Below are 17458 nucleotides of genomic sequence, written 5' to 3'. Positions count from 1 at the left end.
AAACCCTCCTAAAAATTATTTATCTTTTAATAAATACCTTTTATATTTTCGTGTTATTTTCAAAGACTCTTCTCGTCTCCATTTATCGATTTCTTTATGATTCCCTGATAATAGAACATTAGGAACAGAGATTCCCATAAATTCTCTCGGTCTTGTATATTGTGGAAAATCCATTAAATCATTAGTAAAAGACTCATTATCTAAGCTATTCTTATTTATAACCCCAGACAAAAGTCTAACTATACTATCAATGATTGGAATAGCCGCCATTTCTCCACCTGTCAATATAAAATCACCTAAAGAAATTTCTTCATCAATAAAATTATAGGATCTCTCATCTATACCTTCATAATGACCACACAAAAATATCAAATGATTATTATCAGACAATTCATATGCCTTATTTTGATTAAAAGTATCCCCTCTTGGTCCTAGATATATAACCCTCCCATCCAAATTACGTCTAGCATAACATATAGAATTATATATCGGTTCAACACTCATGAGCATACCTGCTCCACCACCAAAAGGATAATCATCAACCTTATTATGTTTATTATTAGAAAAATCTCTGATATTGATAATTTCAATATCAACATAATTATTCATCCGTGCTTTCCCCACAATACTATGATTGAAAACCTCAAACATTTGTGGAAATAAGCTTAAAATACTAATCTTCATAAGGTCCAACTTTTAACTTCTTTAATAATAATCTTCTTTTCATCGATATCTATATCTACCACAATAGACTTAAGTACCGGTATAAGCAATTCATCATTTAAATTGGTCTTCTTTATCCAATAAACATCATTATTCTTGGTTTTTATAACCTCCGATACTCTACCCAAAAACACACCATTTTCATCATATACAGTGCATTCCTTTATATCTGCAATAAAATAATCACCATCTTGTATAGGTATATCTTCACGTTTTATTCTTATAAACTTATTCCTGAACAGTTCTGCTTCATTACAAGTAGAACAACCCTCAATACCCATAACAACTCTGTTATTTTTAAATTTTATAGATGTTATGTTAACTGGAGTTAAATCATCCTCTAAAGTATCACTCTTACTTAAAAAAACGCATTCCAAATTCTTAAATATATCCAAATTCTCATCAAATGGTATAACATTCACTTCACCACGAATACCATGTGGCTTAGAAATTCTACCAATAGAAAATAAATTTATCATACTAAATTAATTTATACCTGCTTTAACTAATAATCTATTAACTGCGTCAGTAGGCTGAGCTCCATTAGAAATCCATTTCTTAACTTCTTCTTCTTTTAATGTAAACTCAATTGGATTTTTCATTGGATTATATGTTCCAACTTCAGCTATAAATTTCCCATCTCTTGGACTCCTTGAATCAGCAACAACAATTCTATAAAAAGGTTTCTTTTTGCTTCCCATTCTTCTTAATCTAATTTTTACCATTTAAAATTCCTCCTAATAAAATTTAAATATTTTAATCCTAATTACCTAAAACGGCAATTTAGGAAAAAATCCCTTCTTTCCAAATTTCCCTTTTCCAGCCATTCCTTTAAATTGTTTCATCATTTTACTCATATTTTCAAAATCTTTTATAAGCTTGTTAACTTGATTAACTGTACTTCCAGAACCTTTTGCTATCCTAGATTTTCTTGATGCCGAACCCATGAGCAATTTTGGATTTTTCCTCTCTTTTATCGTCATCGAATTAATAATAGCTTCAATTTTACATAACTCTTTTTCACTATCATCTAAATTTATATTTTTCAGTTCCTTCATAGAATTTCCAAAACCTGGTATCATTTGAAGTATTTTTGAAAAAGAACCTATTTTCTTCATTTGTTGCATAGCACTCTTAAAATCTTCAAAATTAAACTCATTAGCAAGCATTCTCTCACTAAGTTTCTGTGCCTCATCTTGATCAATAGCTTCTTGAGCCTTCTCAATCAACGATAAGACATCGCCCATTCCTAAAATCCTAGATGCCATTCGATCAGGATGGAACACTTCCAAGTCACCAATCTTTTCACCAACACCAATAAATTTAATATTCTTTCCAATAACCTCTTTTATAGACAGTGCTACCCCACCACGAGTATCTCCATCCAATTTGGTTAAAACAAAACCCGTAACATCTAATTTATCATTAAATGTCTCTGCTATATTTACAGATTCTTGACCAATCATCGAATCAATGACCATCAATATTTCAGAAGGATCTGAAAGTTCCTTTATTTCTTTCAACTCATTCATAAGCGCATCATCAATATGTAAACGTCCTGCTGTATCAATAATAACAACATTGTTCATATTTTTTTCAGCTTCTTCAAGACCTTTTTTAACAATATATAAAGGATCTTTGCTGTCTGGTATTGAAAATACTGGTATATTAATTTGATTTCCCAACACCTCTAATTGCTTAACTGCAGCAGGCCTATATACATCGCATGCAATCATAAGAGGAGTCTTACCTGACTTTCTACAATAAAGAGAAAGTTTAGCAGCCATAGTAGTTTTACCAGCTCCTTGAAGACCAACAAGCATTATAATAGTAGTACCATTAACATTGTAGTTTAACTTGCTTTGATCATTTCCCATTATAGCTTTAAGTTCATCATTTACAATTTTTATAACTTGTTGTGCAGGAGTTAAACTTTCCAACACTTCTTTACCCAAGGACTTTTCACTAACACTGCTTATGAATGTCTTAACAACCCTATAGTTAACATCCGATTCAAGCAAGGCTAACTTAACTTCACGCATAGCAAGTTTTATATCTTGTTCTGACAACTTACCTTTACCTCTGAGTTTTTTAAAAACACCTTGAAGCTTACTCGCTAAACCATCAAAAGCCATACCCTACCTCCAATCTATAAATTTTGAATAAAATTATATAATTCCTGATTTAAACTAAAATCCAAAAACTCTTCTAATTTTTCTATTAACTGATCTTTTTTATTATCCAGCTCCCTATCTCTTTCCAATACTTTTAACTTTTCCTCAAAACTATACAACTGTTCGATACTCTTATTAATAGAATACAGTATAGACTGGCGACTCGATTTATTAATAGATGCTATCTCAACTAATGCAAAATCATCAAAAAAATAGAGCTCAAGAATTTTCCTTTGCTTCTCCGTCAATAACTCTCCATAGATATCTATAAGCAATATAATTTCATTTCTATTTTTCAAATCTTTCTTATCCATTATCTATTTCATTATATCAGCACAAAAAAAAATGTCAAGTAAAATAACTTGACATTTTTATATTAAAGCATCAACAAACTCTTCTGCATTAAACGGTTGAATATCATCAATTCCTTCACCAGTACCTATATACTTAACTGGTATAGCTAGTTTATTTTTAATTGAAATGATCATTCCCCCTTTTGCAGTTCCATCAAGTTTAGTCAAAATAATCCCTGTAATGTTTGCAACTTCTTTAAACTCTATAGCTTGATTTAAAGCATTTTGTCCAGTCGTTGCATCCAAAACCAGATATATTTCTCTATCAACATCATTACATTCATTTTCTATTATTCTGTTCATCTTCCTTAATTCATTCATTAAATTCTTCTTATTATGCAACCTCCCAGCACTATCACAAATCAAAACATCTGAATTTTTAGATTTAAATGATTTTATTGCATCAAAAATAACCGCTGAAGGATCGGAACCTTGATTATGTCGTATCATTTTAACATCAACTCGATCAGCCCAAACTTGCAATTGATCAATTGCTGCTGCCCTAAAAGTATCTCCTGCAGCAATAACAACATCTTTATTATTATTTTTAAAATAATTAGCCATCTTACCTATGCTAGTTGTTTTACCTACTCCATTTATACCTATCATTATTATTATCTTAGGAAATTTCTCTTGAGTTATATCAACTGATTCATTCAACATATCCAATATAATTTCCTTTATAACAGGCTTAATCATATTAGGATCCTTAATTTTTCTTTCACGTACTATAGTTTTTAGTTTTTCTATAATATCACATGAAACATCTATACCTATATCTCCTAAAATTAACATTTCCTCAATTTCCTCATATAAATCATCATCTATAGTTATAGCTAATCCCAATATAGAATTTAATTTATCTGTAAAATTTTCCTTAGTCTTCGTTAAACTATCTTTCAATTTTGAGAAAAAATTATTTAACATTACTTATTTCCCCTTCTATGTATTATAATTGGCTAAATTAATCGATACCACCTTAGATACACCCTTTTCTTCCATAGTAACACCATAGATAACATCACTTGCCTCCATTGTAGGCTTCCTATGAGTTATAACTATAAATTGTACGTTAGAAGAATATTGTTTTAAAAATGTAGAAAACTTAATAACATTATTATCATCAAGTGCAGCCTCAATTTCGTCTAAAACACAAAATGGAACAGGTTTTAACTTTAAAATCGCAAATAAAAGAGATATTGCAGAAAGTCCTTTTTCACCACCCGACAATAAATTAATATTTTGAAGTTTCTTACCTGGTGGTTGCACGATTATTTCAATATCACTTTCTAATTCATCCCCATCTCCTAATAAAAGTTGTGCACTTCCACCCTTAAATAATTCTTTAAATGTAAAATTAAAATTTTCATTTATGAGCTTAAAACTTTGATTAAACATATTCCGCATTTCTGATGTTATATTTTTAATAAAATCCTCAAGCTCCATTTTACTCTTTTCTAAATCTTCCTTCTGTCTAGTGATAAAGTTTACTTTATCATTAAGTGCTTCATATTCCTCAATAGACTTAATATTTATATTCCCTAAATCACTTATATCACTAGTTATCTTTTTCATTTTTATACTATACTTACTAAGTTCATTCGAATCTATTATGTACTTTTCTGCATCATTTGTATCAAAATTGATAGAATATTTGTCAAATAAGTTATCATTATTTATGTTAAATTCCACTTCTTTTTTAGTATTTTTAATATTTAAAACATTAATATCATGTTCGATTTTATGTATACTTAAATCCAGTTCATTAATATCCCCATTTAATTTTTTTATATCTTGTTGTATCCTATTTTGATCTAATATATAGGAATCAAAATTATATTCATTAAATTTCTGGTTTAAATTATCTATTCTCTTATTAAAAATTTGTATACTATCTTCAATTTTCAATATATTAACATTATTTAAATTTATATTATCGTTAATCTTAACGTTAGCACAAATTAGATCTTTCTTTTCTAATGCAATTCTCTTGCTTTCATCATAAATATTTGAAATATTTTCTTCAATTTTTGCTTTCCTAATTTTATAATTTGTAATTTCATTTTCCATACCTTCAATTATCTTCTTATAATTTTCACATTCTATCCTTATATTTTTCTCATCATTTTCTAAAACGCTAAACTTCTCATTATTTAAATTCAATTCATAATTCAACTTATTAATTTCCTCGTCATTTGAACTATAAATATCATCTAGATTATTCAATACAATATTCTTCTTATCTAGTTCTTTAAGATCTCTTGATCTTAAGTCAATATATCTCTTTAACTCTTCATTTTTCTTAAATATATCTATAGTGATATCCTTTAATAAATTATTATTTATATCAAACTCACTCTGTATATTATTTTTTACATCATGACAATTACTTAACTTAGTTTTCAATTCAGATATATATAATAATTTCTTATTAATATCATCTTCCTCAACTGAAATTTTCCGTTGTCTACCAAGTATATTAAATTTCTTAAAATAACTTGATCCACCTGTAATAGATCCTCCAGAATTTATAATTTGGGAATCCAAAGTAACTATTCTATTAGAGAAATTTATACTCTTAGCAATATTTAATGCATTATCAATATTATCGCAAATAATTGTATTTCCTAAGATATTACTAATAATATTACTAAATTTTGAATCATACTTAACTAAATTTATGGCAAAATTTATAAATCCTTTATACAACTTAACTTCATTATTAAATTTTATATTATATTTACTAACACTATTTAAAGGATGAAATGTAACACGCCCAAGATTATTCTCTTTAAGATGATTTATAAGATCATTTACGAAAACATAATCATCAATCACTATGTCAGAAATATGTCCTCCAATAACCGTCTCAATAGCAGATGTATATTTCTCTTCCGTATCTAAAATATTTCCTATAATAAAACATCTATCTTTGAATCTAATTAATGAACCAGAATTAATTTCATTCATTAAAGTTTTACTAGATTTATTAAATCCATCATAAATACTATCAAGCCCTCTTAATGCATCAAGATTTGCCTGCCTTATTATTACATCCTTATTTAAATCATTCAATTGACTATCAACTATCTCTATTTTTTTGTTTTCTTTTTCAATACTATTTAATAAATTTTCAGATAAAACTTTAACTTCACTTTCACGAATATGTAAATCATATAAAATATGTTCTATATGTTCTATATCTTTATCAATTTTTTTAATTCTATCTTCTATCAACTGTTTTTCATCTAAGTATGCCTTCTTATCATTATCTATATTAGAAAAACTCATTCTTATAAATTCAATTTTATTTTGTATATTGTTATTGATATTAACAATTTTATTCTTTTCTAGTAGAATAGTATTAATCTTATTTTCTAAATTATGTAATGTCATACTATTATCCGTGCTTAATTTTTTATTTTCCTCTAGATTACATAGAATACTATTAAATTCATTCTCCAATTCATCTCTTGTTTTATTAATTATATTTTCTCTAAGGATTATATTATCTATTTTAGATTTATTTTCATAAATCTGCTTCTCATATATCTTATTTGAATTAATAAGTATACTTATGTCATTATTTTTAAGATTTACAATATTTGTATTTTTATGTATAATATCCTTAATCTTATAATATTTCTTCTTATCTTTCTTCTCTATTATTTTCAGATTTTCAAATTCTTTTTCAAATGAATACCTCTTATTTTCCATAATTCTTTTTTCGCTACTTAATTCACTTAATTTCAAATTATGGTAACTTATATCCCTTTTTATACTCTGTATTTCTTCATGAATATCATATAAATTATTATACAAAATTAAAATTTCCAAATCTTTAAGTTCATTTGATAAATCTATAAATTTTCTAGCTTTTTCACTCTCAATTTTTAATGGTTCCAAATATTCTTCATATGTAAAAAGCATATCATTAATCCTAACAATATTTTCATTGGCATGATTAATTTTATTATATGCTTCTTCCTTCTTAAATTTATATTTAGTTATACCTATTGCCTCCTCAATTATAGCTCTTCTATCATTAGAATTTCCATTTAATATAACATCTATCTTTCCTTGTCCAATTAAAGAATAACCTTCCTTACCGATACCTGTATCAAAAAATAACCCATTTATATCTTTCAATTTACACGGTTTATTATTTATTAAATATTCACTCTCTCCAGATCTATATAATTTTCTAGATATTATAACAGTACTATAATCTATTGGAAGTTCCCTTTCCGAATTATCTATAATTAATGACACCTGTGCCAAAGATAATTGTTTCCTATATTGAGTTCCGGAAAAAATAACATCTTCCATCTTCCCACCCCTGAGACTTTTTACACTTTGTTCCCCTAAACACCATCTTATCGCATCTGCTATATTACTCTTACCACTTCCATTCGGTCCTACCACAGATGTTATACCTTGTTTAAATATAAGTTCAGTTGAGTCTGCAAAAGATTTAAATCCCCTTATCTCTATTGATTTAAGAATCATAATAAATTTAAATCCCCTCTAATAATTAAATTTTAATAAACATGAGATATTCACTTAAACTATCTCATAAAAACAAAATTCTTTCAAGGATATTATAATATGTAACCTCTAAGTAGCACCAAAAAGTTTTTGACTCCAACATAAAAAAAGAGAGATAATTCATAAATTATCTCTCTGTAATATTATATAAAAACTAAAAATTCATAAACAATCCTAAAAAAATACTGATCGTAAAAATTAACAAAATTGCAACTGTTATAATTGATATAAGTGTTTTTTTTCTGTTATTTTTCATTTGATTCACCCCTAAATAATTGTAAATAAATTAAAATAATCGGGTTACTTCTTTATCAATTTTTCAATAATCGGATTAAGTTCTTTCGTTAATTTTTCATATCCATCAACATTAAGATGCAATCCATCATGAGTATACTGTTTAATTAAATTACCATTATCATCAGATAATTCCTTAAATGCATCTACAAAGATATAATCTTTATAGTACTTCTCAAATTCTTTAAACACACTATTTAATTTTTCTATACGCTCATTGGTACGCCCACCACCAGCTATAGAATTTTTACCATATCTATCCTCATCACATGGCAAAATAGATATAAAAACTATATTAACTCCATTTAATATAATTTTTAAATCGATTATTAATTTGGCGATATTATCAATTATTTCGTTATCCCTTTTACTATTTTCTTCACTCATATCATTTGTTCCAACAAGAATAACAATAGTACTCGGTTTATGACGAATCACGCCTTGCTTTATAATATTATGCAAACCTTGCGTTGTTATACCTGATACACCACAATTAAATAACTTTGTTTTTATTTTTGGAAAAAATCTATCTAAATCATAATCTCTAATTATAGAATCCCCCAAAAAAACAACTTCTTTTTTATCTCCATCCCATTCAGTCGAAATGACACTTCTTAAAAATGTTAACATATATTCTTCAATCTGAAAATCTGAATAAATATACTTAAATTCTTGCAATCTTAAACCACCTTAAATAAAAATGTCTTACAAAATAATACTATTACATAATTTCAAAATAATACTCAATTAAATATAATTTTACTAAAGTGTCTCCTTTAAGGATTCATTTATTATATCTTTATAATCTTGATCATCCAATTTTGTTATAATGTTAATTTCTCCTTTTTTCATATTTAGTTCCCCCTCTCTTTTAATTTATAACACCCAAAGATATGCCCCCATTTAAAATAGTCCAAGTTATGAAAATAAATTCTGGCATAAATTATAAAATTTATTTCCAGAATTATATTATTAAGTATTATAAATCATTCTATTTATTTAATTCGATATAATCTTTAATAATTTTAACTGTTGAAGAAGATCCTATTCTCGTAGCACCAGCCTCTATCATACAATTTACAGTTTCAAGATCTCTAACCCCTCCAGATGCTTTAATCCCTAACTCGTTACCAACTGCCTTTCTCATTAATTCTATATCTTCTTTAGTAGCTCCAGCTTTAGACATTCCTGTAGATGTTTTAACAAAATCAGCTCCAGCCTCTTTTGATAATTTACAAGCCATTATTTTTTCTTCGTCAGTTAAAAGACAAGTTTCTATTATAACTTTCAAAACTTTATTTCCACAAGCGTCCTTAAGGAGCTTAATTTCATTCTTAACATAATCATATTCCTTATCTTTTAGTTTTCCAATATTTATAACCATATCTATTTCAGAAGCACCATTCTTCAATGCTTCTTTTGTTTCAAATAATTTAGATTCTGTAGTCATACTTCCTAAGGGAAAACCAACAACCGTACAAATATTAACATCTGTATTTCTAAGTTGTTCATAACAGAGTTTTACATAACAAGGATTCACGCATACTGAAGCAAAATTATATTCTTTTGCTTCATTACATAATTTAATAATTTCATTCTTAGTTAAATTAGCACTCAATATAGTGTGATCAAAATACTTACTAAACATATTAAAAACTCCTTTAATTTAAATTATAGTACAATTCTATCATAAATTAAAAATTACATATTATTTATTAAAAAAATATTGAATTACAAAAAATAAAATAATACTATATATAGATATATAGTTTGTGGAAAAAGGAGTTTGTACATGGGTTTTAGAGATAAACTAACAGAATATTATACAAAATCATATTTCAAAAAATATGGTGATAGATTAACTCAATCTCAAGGAAATATACTTTCAGTAAAAGTTAACATCAAAAAATATCTATGGATATTCTACATATTAACAGCTATAGTTGTTATAAAGCCACAGAATAGCAGAAATATTATAAAATGCATTTACAAAAAGAAACGTTGGTTTAAAAAACCTCACTTCATGAATATCAACCAAGGACATTTAGTTATAATTCAAGCTCTAAGGGACAAGAAAAACCATGAAAATTTAAAGATATTAAATATAAGAAATCTTTCAAACAAACAAGACTTAATTCCTGTTAACCAACCTCAACCTAAAAGTATAACTAAGATACAAAGAATCAGAAAATAATTTTAAAAGCAAGAGTTTAAAACTCTTGCTTTTATTTTTATCCAACTTTATTTTTAAGTCTTAAGCGATCTGCTACCATCGCAATAAATTCAGAATTTGTTGGTTTCCCCTTCTCATTATGTATAGTATATCCAAATATTTTATTTATACTTTCTACTTGTCCTCTACTCCATGCAACTTCAATAGCATGACGTATAGCCCTCTCAACTCTACTTGATGTCGTATTATACTTTCTAGCAATAGAAGGATATAACTCTTTTGTAACTGCAGATAATAATTCTATATCATTAACAACCATCGAAATCGCTTCTCTTAAATAAAAATATCCTTTAATATGTGCTGGGACTCCAATTTCATGTATTATACTCGTGATTTCACTCTCTAAATCAACAGGTTCCGATTGCTTAAAAGAATTAGTCGAATCACCATTATTAGAATTAATCATATTTTCTGGTTTTTGGACAAAATACTTTTGATCTAATGTAATACTAAACATTTCTTTTATTCTTCTGATAAAAATATCCATATCAAAAGGCTTTAAAACATAGTAATCTACACCCAACTTAATAGCATTCTGTGTTATCTTATCTTGTCCAACAGCTGACAATACAATAATTTTAGGAGCTAACTCTGAATCCTTATTTAAACTTAATTTTTCTAATACACCTAATCCATCCAAATGCGGCATTATTATATCAAGTATAAGTAGATCAGGTTTGCTTTCAGATATGAGCTTCAATGCTTCAATCCCATTCTTAGCTACCCCAACAACATCAAAATTACCTTCATTATTCAAATAATCTTTTAAAATTATACAAAACTCATCATTATCATCAGCAATCAAAATTCTTATTTTCTTATTTTCCAATGTTTTTTCGCCCCTTCTAAAATTCGCCTCATTATAACCTTCCCTAAACTTGTTCGACAAAGAAAATACATTTCCTTTTATTTTTATCTTTTTTTATCTAAACAAAAAACTACATTAATTAAATTAATGTAGTTTCTAATCAAAAATTTTACTTTCTTTAAGCATCCATTCTATATATATCCCATAACCAGTATCTGGTTTATTAACTAATACATGAGTTACTGCGCCCACTATTTTATTATTTTGTATTATAGGACTTCCACTCATTCCTTGTACAATTCCTCCTGTCTTTTTAAGTAAATCTTCATCTACTACCTTAATTATCATACTCTTAGAACTTGGATTATCCTGTTGAAGCAATTTTTCAATAACAACATCATATAACTTTGGTTCTCCATTATCAACTGTCGAAATTATTTGAGCTGGTCCTTCCTGAATTTCATCTTTTAAGGCTATCTTTAACTTTTCAGTATAAATATTCTCTAAACTATATTTTCCAAATATACCAAACTTCGTATTCTGCTCAACACTTCCTAAATTTATATCATCATTTATAAAAACTCCCTTAAGTTCTCCAGGATTTCCTTTCTCTCCACGCTTAACATTGACAATCGAAGAACTAACAATATTACCTTTACTAATTTTAATTATATCCCCTGTATCAACATCTGTTATAGGATGGCCTAACGCTCCGTAAATACCAGTAACAGGATCAATAAATGTTACTGTCCCAATCCCAGCTGTTGAATCTCTAACCCAAAGTCCTATTTTATTCTTACCATCAACACTTTTAATTGGATGTATCTTCTTTACAATAATTTTTTCATCTCGCTCTACTTTAATATCCAATTCATCAGCATCCAAACTATTCAATGTTTCTGATAAAAGTTCAGATGAATTAATCTCAATATCATTTATAGATAAAATTATATCTCCTACATTAAGTCCACCATCTTTTGATGGACTATAAGGTTTTTGCAAATCATTCTCTATATCAGAAAATCCAACAATAAGTGGACCATTAGTTCTTAATTTAATTCCAACAATATGACCTCCAGGATAAAGTTCAACTTCTTTAGAAATTGCCATAACCTCAACTGTTCGAATTTTAAAACCCAAAAATTCAGCATTATACTCTGCAATATTATCGTAAATCTTATCTAGTGTATAATTTATTATCCCTTTATTAGATTTTAAATTATTTCCATCTCTCAAAAATACAACCTCTGGTATACTAACTAAAACAGAGGAAATATACAAAAATAATACTAATATAGGAGTAAATACTGCGAAAATCTTTAAAAACTTTTTTATTCGCATACTCATTCCTCCTTTTACATTAACTATATAGACAAAAAAAATCATGAGCATATACACTCACGATTTATTGTTTCATTTTGGGCATATTTTATTCTAATAATTTTTTATTGCCAATAAGTTCCTTAGCACTAATAAATGCTCCTTCAGTAATACTCTCTCCACCAATCATCTTAGCAATCTCACTTACCTTTTCTTCATCACCTATCATTTTTATATGAGAATATGTCTTATCATTTTCTATCTTTTTTGAAACAACATAGTGATTATCAGATAAGCTTGCAATTTGAGCAAGATGAGTTATACAAAAAACTTGACATCTCTTAGATAATGAATACATTTTTTCTCCGACCTTCTGAGCTATCTTACCACTAACTCCAGTATCAATCTCATCAAAAATTATCCCAGAAATAGGTTCATTTCCTAAAAATACAATTTTTAAGGCTAGCATTATTCTAGATAATTCACCTCCAGATACAACTTTTGATAAATCTTTTAAGGGTTCACCTTTATTTGTAGAAATAAAAAAGTTAACGTTATCATTTCCAGTTTGTGTAAAATATTTATCTTTTTCAATATTAATCTTAAAAATTATATTTTCCATTCCCATGTAATTTAATTCATTAACTATTTCATTTTCAATCATTTTTGCATACTTTTTACGTATTTCTGTTATTTTATCTGCCTCTATTTTAAGTTGCTTACGCTTTTCATACTCGATTTTTTCATAATCTTTAAGAACCCTCTCTTGATTTAAAACATTATCCAAATATAATTGTAATTCCTCATTATACTTAACTAGCTCTTCAACATTCATTTTGTTAAATTTCTTCTTCAAAGCATTTATTTTATATATTCTCGCATTTATACAATCAAATTCATTTACATCAAAATGAGTTTTATCACATATCGCTTTTATATCTTCACTTATACTTTCTAAATCATAGTAAATTCCTTCCAATTTATTTGAAATTTCATTAAGATCTTTCAAATCAATCATTCTAATAGACTTTATAATATTAATCAACTCACTATTTATAGCAAACTGCTCTCTATAAATCAACGAGTCTAATGAAAAATTAAGAGTCTTGCTAATTTTTTCACTATTATTAAGCAACTTTATCTTTTCTTCTAATTCATAGTCCTCACCTATAATAAGTTTTGCAGAAGTAAGCTCATTTATTTGAAACTTCACATATTCTATATAACTATCATTAAGATCATTATTTTTAATCTCATTTATTTTATATCTTATCTCATTCCATTCTCTAAATACGTCCAAATAATTTTTAAAATCAATTTTCTTACCTATATATTTATCTAAATAATTAATATGCTTAGCGTTATTTAACAACTCATAATTTTGATGCTGTGTATGTATATCCATCAAATATTTAGAGATTAATTTTAAGGTATTATTTGTTACAACATGACCATTTATTCTAACGATACTCTTTCCATTTACATAGCCTTCACGCCTTATAAATAGATAATCTTCTATTTCAATGCCATTTTCATTAAGAATTTCATTTATTTTTTCATGATATATATCAAAAATTGCTTCAACAGACGTTTTGTCTTCCCCATTTCTAACAATGCTTTTGCTAAATTTAAATCCAAGTATAAAACATATGGCATCGATTAAAATAGATTTCCCTGATCCCGTTTCTCCGGAAATTACTGTAAATCCATTTTTAAATTCCAAATCCATATTATCTATTAAAGCAAACTTTTCTATCCTCATTTTATTTAACATTAAAATTCACCTAATTCTTTATAAGGTAATTTATTTTTTCCTGTATACTAGCTATAGAATTTTCATTTCTAACCATAACAAAAATAGTATTATCGCCCGCTACATTCCCTGCAATATCTTCTATATTTAATGAATCTATAACTTCACCAACAACTGAAGCTGCTCCTGGAAGTGTACGTATTACTAAAGTTTTATCGATTTGTTCCATCGATAAAATACTACTAGCTATTATGTTTTTATATCTTTCAACTTTAGTAACTTCACTAAATTCTTGATTATTTAAAATTCCATATTTATAAGACCCAGAATTTGTAGAAATTTTTATAAGTTTCAATAACTTTATGTCTCTAGATACTGTTGCCTGAGTTACATCAAACCCCGCACTTCTTAGTTCATCTGCCAATTCTTCCTGAGTTTCAATATCTTTATTTGTTATAATATCTATTATCTTCTCATGGCGTTTATTTTTTATCATTTCCCAAATCTCCCTAAAGTTTAAATCCTATTAATCAGTTTCTCGCGTAAAACACTATAATAATCATAAAAATTAAATCTAACAAGTGAACAATATTTCTTACATTTTTGTATTTTAAGAATTTTATTTTCTATCTTCATCTCTTGATTTTGTCCATCTATAATCACATATAAATTATCATCTGCTCCATCAATTTCTAAATTTATAATACTTCGTGGACTAATCACTAAGCTTTTAGCATTCAGCGAATGTGGACATATTGGAGTTATAATGATTGATTCAATATCTGGAGAAACTATTGGCCCCCCAGCAGATAAAGAGTATGCCGTTGAGCCTGTAGGAGTTGAAATTATCATTCCATCACCATAAAAAGAAGCATAATATTTATCATCAATAAATATATTAAATTTTAATAACCTTGATAGCGGCAATTTAGTTATAACTATATCATTTAAAGCCATATATCCCTTATCATAAGATCCATCTACACAAGTTTCTATCATCAATCTCTTTTCTATGTAATATTCATTATTCGTTATCTGATCGACTGCCCTTTCAATATCATTCAACTCGATACTTGCCATAAATCCTAAAGTTCCATAATTAACTCCAATTAGAGGGAGATCATAGGCATCTATAATTTTCACAACCCTAAGAATTGTTCCATCACCACCAACTATAAACAAAAATGAAAGTTCATGTTTTTCATTCTCTAGGTTAGCTCCATCTAAAAATATTCTAACCTCACAATTATCGATTTTCTCTTTCAGTACAAATTCTATCATACTAACAATCTTGTCATAATTGTTTTTAGAGGTATTAACTGATATACCAAATATCATCTTAGATTTCTCCTTAATTATAGTTTTGCTCTATATGTGCCTCATTTATAACTCGTTCAATAAATTCATTATCAACCACAGTATTACTATGTGCATTCTTAACACCTAGATATACAAGAAATTCAATATTCCCATGTCCACCTTTTATGGGTGAATATGTTAAATCAAGTACTCCAAAATTGTTTTCTCTAACAAACTTTACAATTTTATCTATAACCTCAAAATGTACTTCCTTATCTTTAACTATTCCTTTTTTATTCACTTTCCCTTTTCCAGCTTCAAACTGCGGCTTTATTAATGCAACAATATGTGCATTATCTTTTAAAAAACTTCGAACCTTATTTAATATTTTCTCTAAAGAAATAAATGAAACATCAATTGATGCAAAATCCCCTTTATTTGGAAAATTCTCCGAATCTGCATAACGAACATTCATCCTTTCAAACACTACAACTCTCTCGTCTGTTCTAAGTTTGTAATCAAATTGTCCATACCCAACATCAATAGCAAAAACCTTAAAAGCACCTTCACGGAGCATACAATCAGTAAATCCACCAGTCGATGCACCAATATCAAAACATATTTTATCACTTAAATTAATTCCAAATACATCAATTGCCTTTTTTAACTTCGCTCCTGCTCTACTAACATAAGTTGTTTCTTTTTGCTTAAGTATTTCAATATTCAAGTCACAATCAACTTTTTCTCCAGCCTTAGTTATTTTAATACCATCAACAACAACATTACCACACATTATGTTTGTCCTAGATACTTGCCTTGAGTCAAAAAATCCTCTCTCAACTAAGATAATATCTAATCTCTTTTTCTCACCCATAAATAATTAAAACTTCCTATTCAACATATATTTTGTAAAATCAATTAAATTAGATACATCTTTATCTAAAGAATTAAGTATATTTATAGCTTTATTCGTATTCTCCTCACAAATCTTTTTACACTCATCAATTCCATACAAATCAACGTATGTAAACTTCTTATTTCGATTATCAATATTAGAAGTTTTACCAAGAGTCTGAGTATCGCTTGTCTTATCTAAAATGTCATCAATTATTTGAAAAGTTAAACCTATATAATGAGCGTACTCGGATAATTTTACAATTTCTTCATCTCTAGCATCACCAAAATAAGCTGCAGATAACACAGAAGCCTTTATGAGTGCTCCTGTCTTATTTCTGTTTATATACTTTAGGGTATATTCATTAAGTTCTTTATTCTTTGTTATAATATCTACTACTTGTCCGCCAATCATTCCATCACAATCAATACTTTTAGCAACTACAAAAGTTGCATACAATGCCTTCATTCCATACCTTATAGAAAACTCAATCATATTTTTTAAAGCTTCAGTCAAGAGACCATCACCAGATAATAACGCAATGGACTCACTAAATTTCACATGATTAGTTAAATTACCTCTCCTTAACATATCATTATCCATACTTGGCAAATCATCATGTATTAGTGAATATGTATGAATCATTTCTATATAACACGCAAATGGAATAAGATCCTTATAATTATCCTTAAAAAGCAAATATGTATATAAAAATAAAATAGGTCTAACCCTCTTACCCCCGATTGATAAACTATAAGACATAGATTCATAGATTATCTTATTTAAACCCTCTTTATTTGAAAACAAATTATTTATTTCATAATCAACTTCTTGTTTTAAATAATCAAACTTCATAATATTAATCTCCCTTTAAGGATGATTCTATATACTCAACCTTACCTTCTAATTCCTTTATAAAACCATTAAGTTCATTGCATAATTCAATTCCATCTTTATATTTCTCAAAAATCTTTTCTATGGATAAATTACCTTTATCAAGTTCCTTTACAATTTTATCAAGTAATCCCATCTTCTGTTCAAATGTCATATTATTCAAT

General features: G+C 27.4%; 18 protein-coding genes. 1 reads left to right on the top strand and 17 read right to left on the bottom strand.

All coding sequences use genetic code 11. The features are described from left to right. Positions 1 to 15: 15 nt before the first annotated feature. From trmD to deoC, 9 genes are all read right to left on the bottom strand, one after another. Complete coding sequence (gene trmD / locus SFBM_RS03520; protein WP_005806434.1) at positions 16 to 684, bottom strand: tRNA (guanosine(37)-N1)-methyltransferase TrmD; 669 nt, start codon at positions 682 to 684, stop codon at positions 16 to 18. After that, complete coding sequence (gene rimM / locus SFBM_RS03515; protein ID WP_005806436.1) at positions 681 to 1202, bottom strand: ribosome maturation factor RimM; 522 nt, start codon at positions 1200 to 1202, stop codon at positions 681 to 683. The genes trmD and rimM overlap by 4 nt, the downstream gene beginning before the upstream one ends. 6 nt (positions 1203 to 1208) lie before the next feature. Continuing rightward, positions 1209 to 1448, bottom strand: coding sequence for a 30S ribosomal protein S16 (rpsP, locus tag SFBM_RS03510; protein WP_005806438.1), 240 nt, complete (start codon positions 1446 to 1448; stop codon positions 1209 to 1211). Positions 1449 to 1493: 45 nt separating this feature from the next. Next, positions 1494 to 2858, bottom strand: a complete 1365-nt coding sequence (gene ffh / locus SFBM_RS03505; RefSeq protein WP_005806440.1) for a signal recognition particle protein — start codon at positions 2856 to 2858, stop codon at positions 1494 to 1496. 14 nt (positions 2859 to 2872) lie between these two features. After that, positions 2873 to 3211, bottom strand: coding sequence for a DNA-binding protein (locus SFBM_RS03500; RefSeq protein WP_005806442.1), 339 nt, complete (start codon positions 3209 to 3211; stop codon positions 2873 to 2875). Between the two features lie 57 nt (positions 3212 to 3268). Continuing rightward, on the bottom strand, positions 3269 to 4177 hold the full coding sequence (gene ftsY / locus SFBM_RS03495; protein ID WP_005806444.1) for a signal recognition particle-docking protein FtsY: 909 nt from the start codon (positions 4175 to 4177) through the stop codon (positions 3269 to 3271). Positions 4178 to 4192: 15 nt separating this feature from the next. Then, positions 4193 to 7759 carry a chromosome segregation protein SMC gene (gene smc / locus SFBM_RS03490; RefSeq protein WP_014017907.1) on the bottom strand — a complete coding sequence of 1189 codons (3567 nt, stop codon included), beginning with the start codon at positions 7757 to 7759 and terminating at the stop codon, positions 4193 to 4195. 339 nt (positions 7760 to 8098) lie between these two features. Beyond that, a complete protein-coding gene (locus SFBM_RS03485; RefSeq protein WP_005806447.1) occupies positions 8099 to 8770 on the bottom strand; it encodes an SGNH/GDSL hydrolase family protein in 672 nt (223 codons plus the stop codon). A 313-nt stretch (positions 8771 to 9083) separates the two neighbouring features. Then, positions 9084 to 9740 carry a deoxyribose-phosphate aldolase gene (gene deoC, locus SFBM_RS03480; protein ID WP_005806452.1) on the bottom strand — a complete coding sequence of 219 codons (657 nt, stop codon included), beginning with the start codon at positions 9738 to 9740 and terminating at the stop codon, positions 9084 to 9086. 144 nt (positions 9741 to 9884) lie between these two features. Between deoC and SFBM_RS03475 the strand changes: the two genes are divergently transcribed. After that, positions 9885 to 10286, top strand: coding sequence for a hypothetical protein (locus SFBM_RS03475; RefSeq protein ID WP_005806455.1), 402 nt, complete (start codon positions 9885 to 9887; stop codon positions 10284 to 10286). A gap of 37 nt (positions 10287 to 10323) precedes the next feature. Here the strand turns inward: SFBM_RS03475 and spo0A are convergent, their stop codons facing one another. The 8 genes from spo0A to xseB form a co-directional block, all read right to left on the bottom strand. Beyond that, positions 10324 to 11154, bottom strand: a complete 831-nt coding sequence (gene spo0A, locus SFBM_RS03470) for a sporulation transcription factor Spo0A (protein ID WP_014017905.1) — start codon at positions 11152 to 11154, stop codon at positions 10324 to 10326. Positions 11155 to 11289: 135 nt separating this feature from the next. After that, a complete protein-coding gene (gene spoIVB / locus SFBM_RS03465; protein ID WP_007440729.1) occupies positions 11290 to 12474 on the bottom strand; it encodes a SpoIVB peptidase in 1185 nt (394 codons plus the stop codon). Positions 12475 to 12562: 88 nt separating this feature from the next. After that, positions 12563 to 14227 (bottom strand): DNA repair protein RecN, encoded by a 1665-nt coding sequence (gene recN / locus SFBM_RS03460; protein WP_007440083.1) that lies wholly within the window; start codon positions 14225 to 14227, stop codon positions 12563 to 12565. A 10-nt stretch (positions 14228 to 14237) separates the two neighbouring features. Next, positions 14238 to 14699, bottom strand: coding sequence for an arginine repressor (locus SFBM_RS03455; protein ID WP_040054093.1), 462 nt, complete (start codon positions 14697 to 14699; stop codon positions 14238 to 14240). Positions 14700 to 14722: 23 nt separating this feature from the next. After that, complete coding sequence (locus SFBM_RS03450; RefSeq protein ID WP_005806465.1) at positions 14723 to 15544, bottom strand: NAD(+)/NADH kinase; 822 nt, start codon at positions 15542 to 15544, stop codon at positions 14723 to 14725. Between the two features lie 13 nt (positions 15545 to 15557). After that, positions 15558 to 16379, bottom strand: a complete 822-nt coding sequence (locus SFBM_RS03445; RefSeq protein ID WP_005806467.1) for a TlyA family RNA methyltransferase — start codon at positions 16377 to 16379, stop codon at positions 15558 to 15560. 6 nt (positions 16380 to 16385) lie between these two features. Further along, on the bottom strand, positions 16386 to 17255 hold the full coding sequence (locus SFBM_RS03440; protein WP_005806469.1) for a polyprenyl synthetase family protein: 870 nt from the start codon (positions 17253 to 17255) through the stop codon (positions 16386 to 16388). Between the two features lie 4 nt (positions 17256 to 17259). Further along, the gene (gene xseB / locus SFBM_RS03435) at positions 17260 to 17448 is read right to left on the bottom strand and encodes an exodeoxyribonuclease VII small subunit (RefSeq protein ID WP_005806470.1); all 189 of its coding nucleotides are present in this window, start codon (positions 17446 to 17448) and stop codon (positions 17260 to 17262) included. Between the last annotated feature and the right edge of the window lie 10 nt (positions 17449 to 17458).

It is taken from the genome of Candidatus Arthromitus sp. SFB-mouse-Japan, assembly GCF_000270205.1.
Classification (GTDB): domain Bacteria; phylum Bacillota; class Clostridia; order Clostridiales; family Clostridiaceae; genus Dwaynesavagella.
This window is presented reverse-complemented; position numbering and strand designations above follow the sequence as displayed.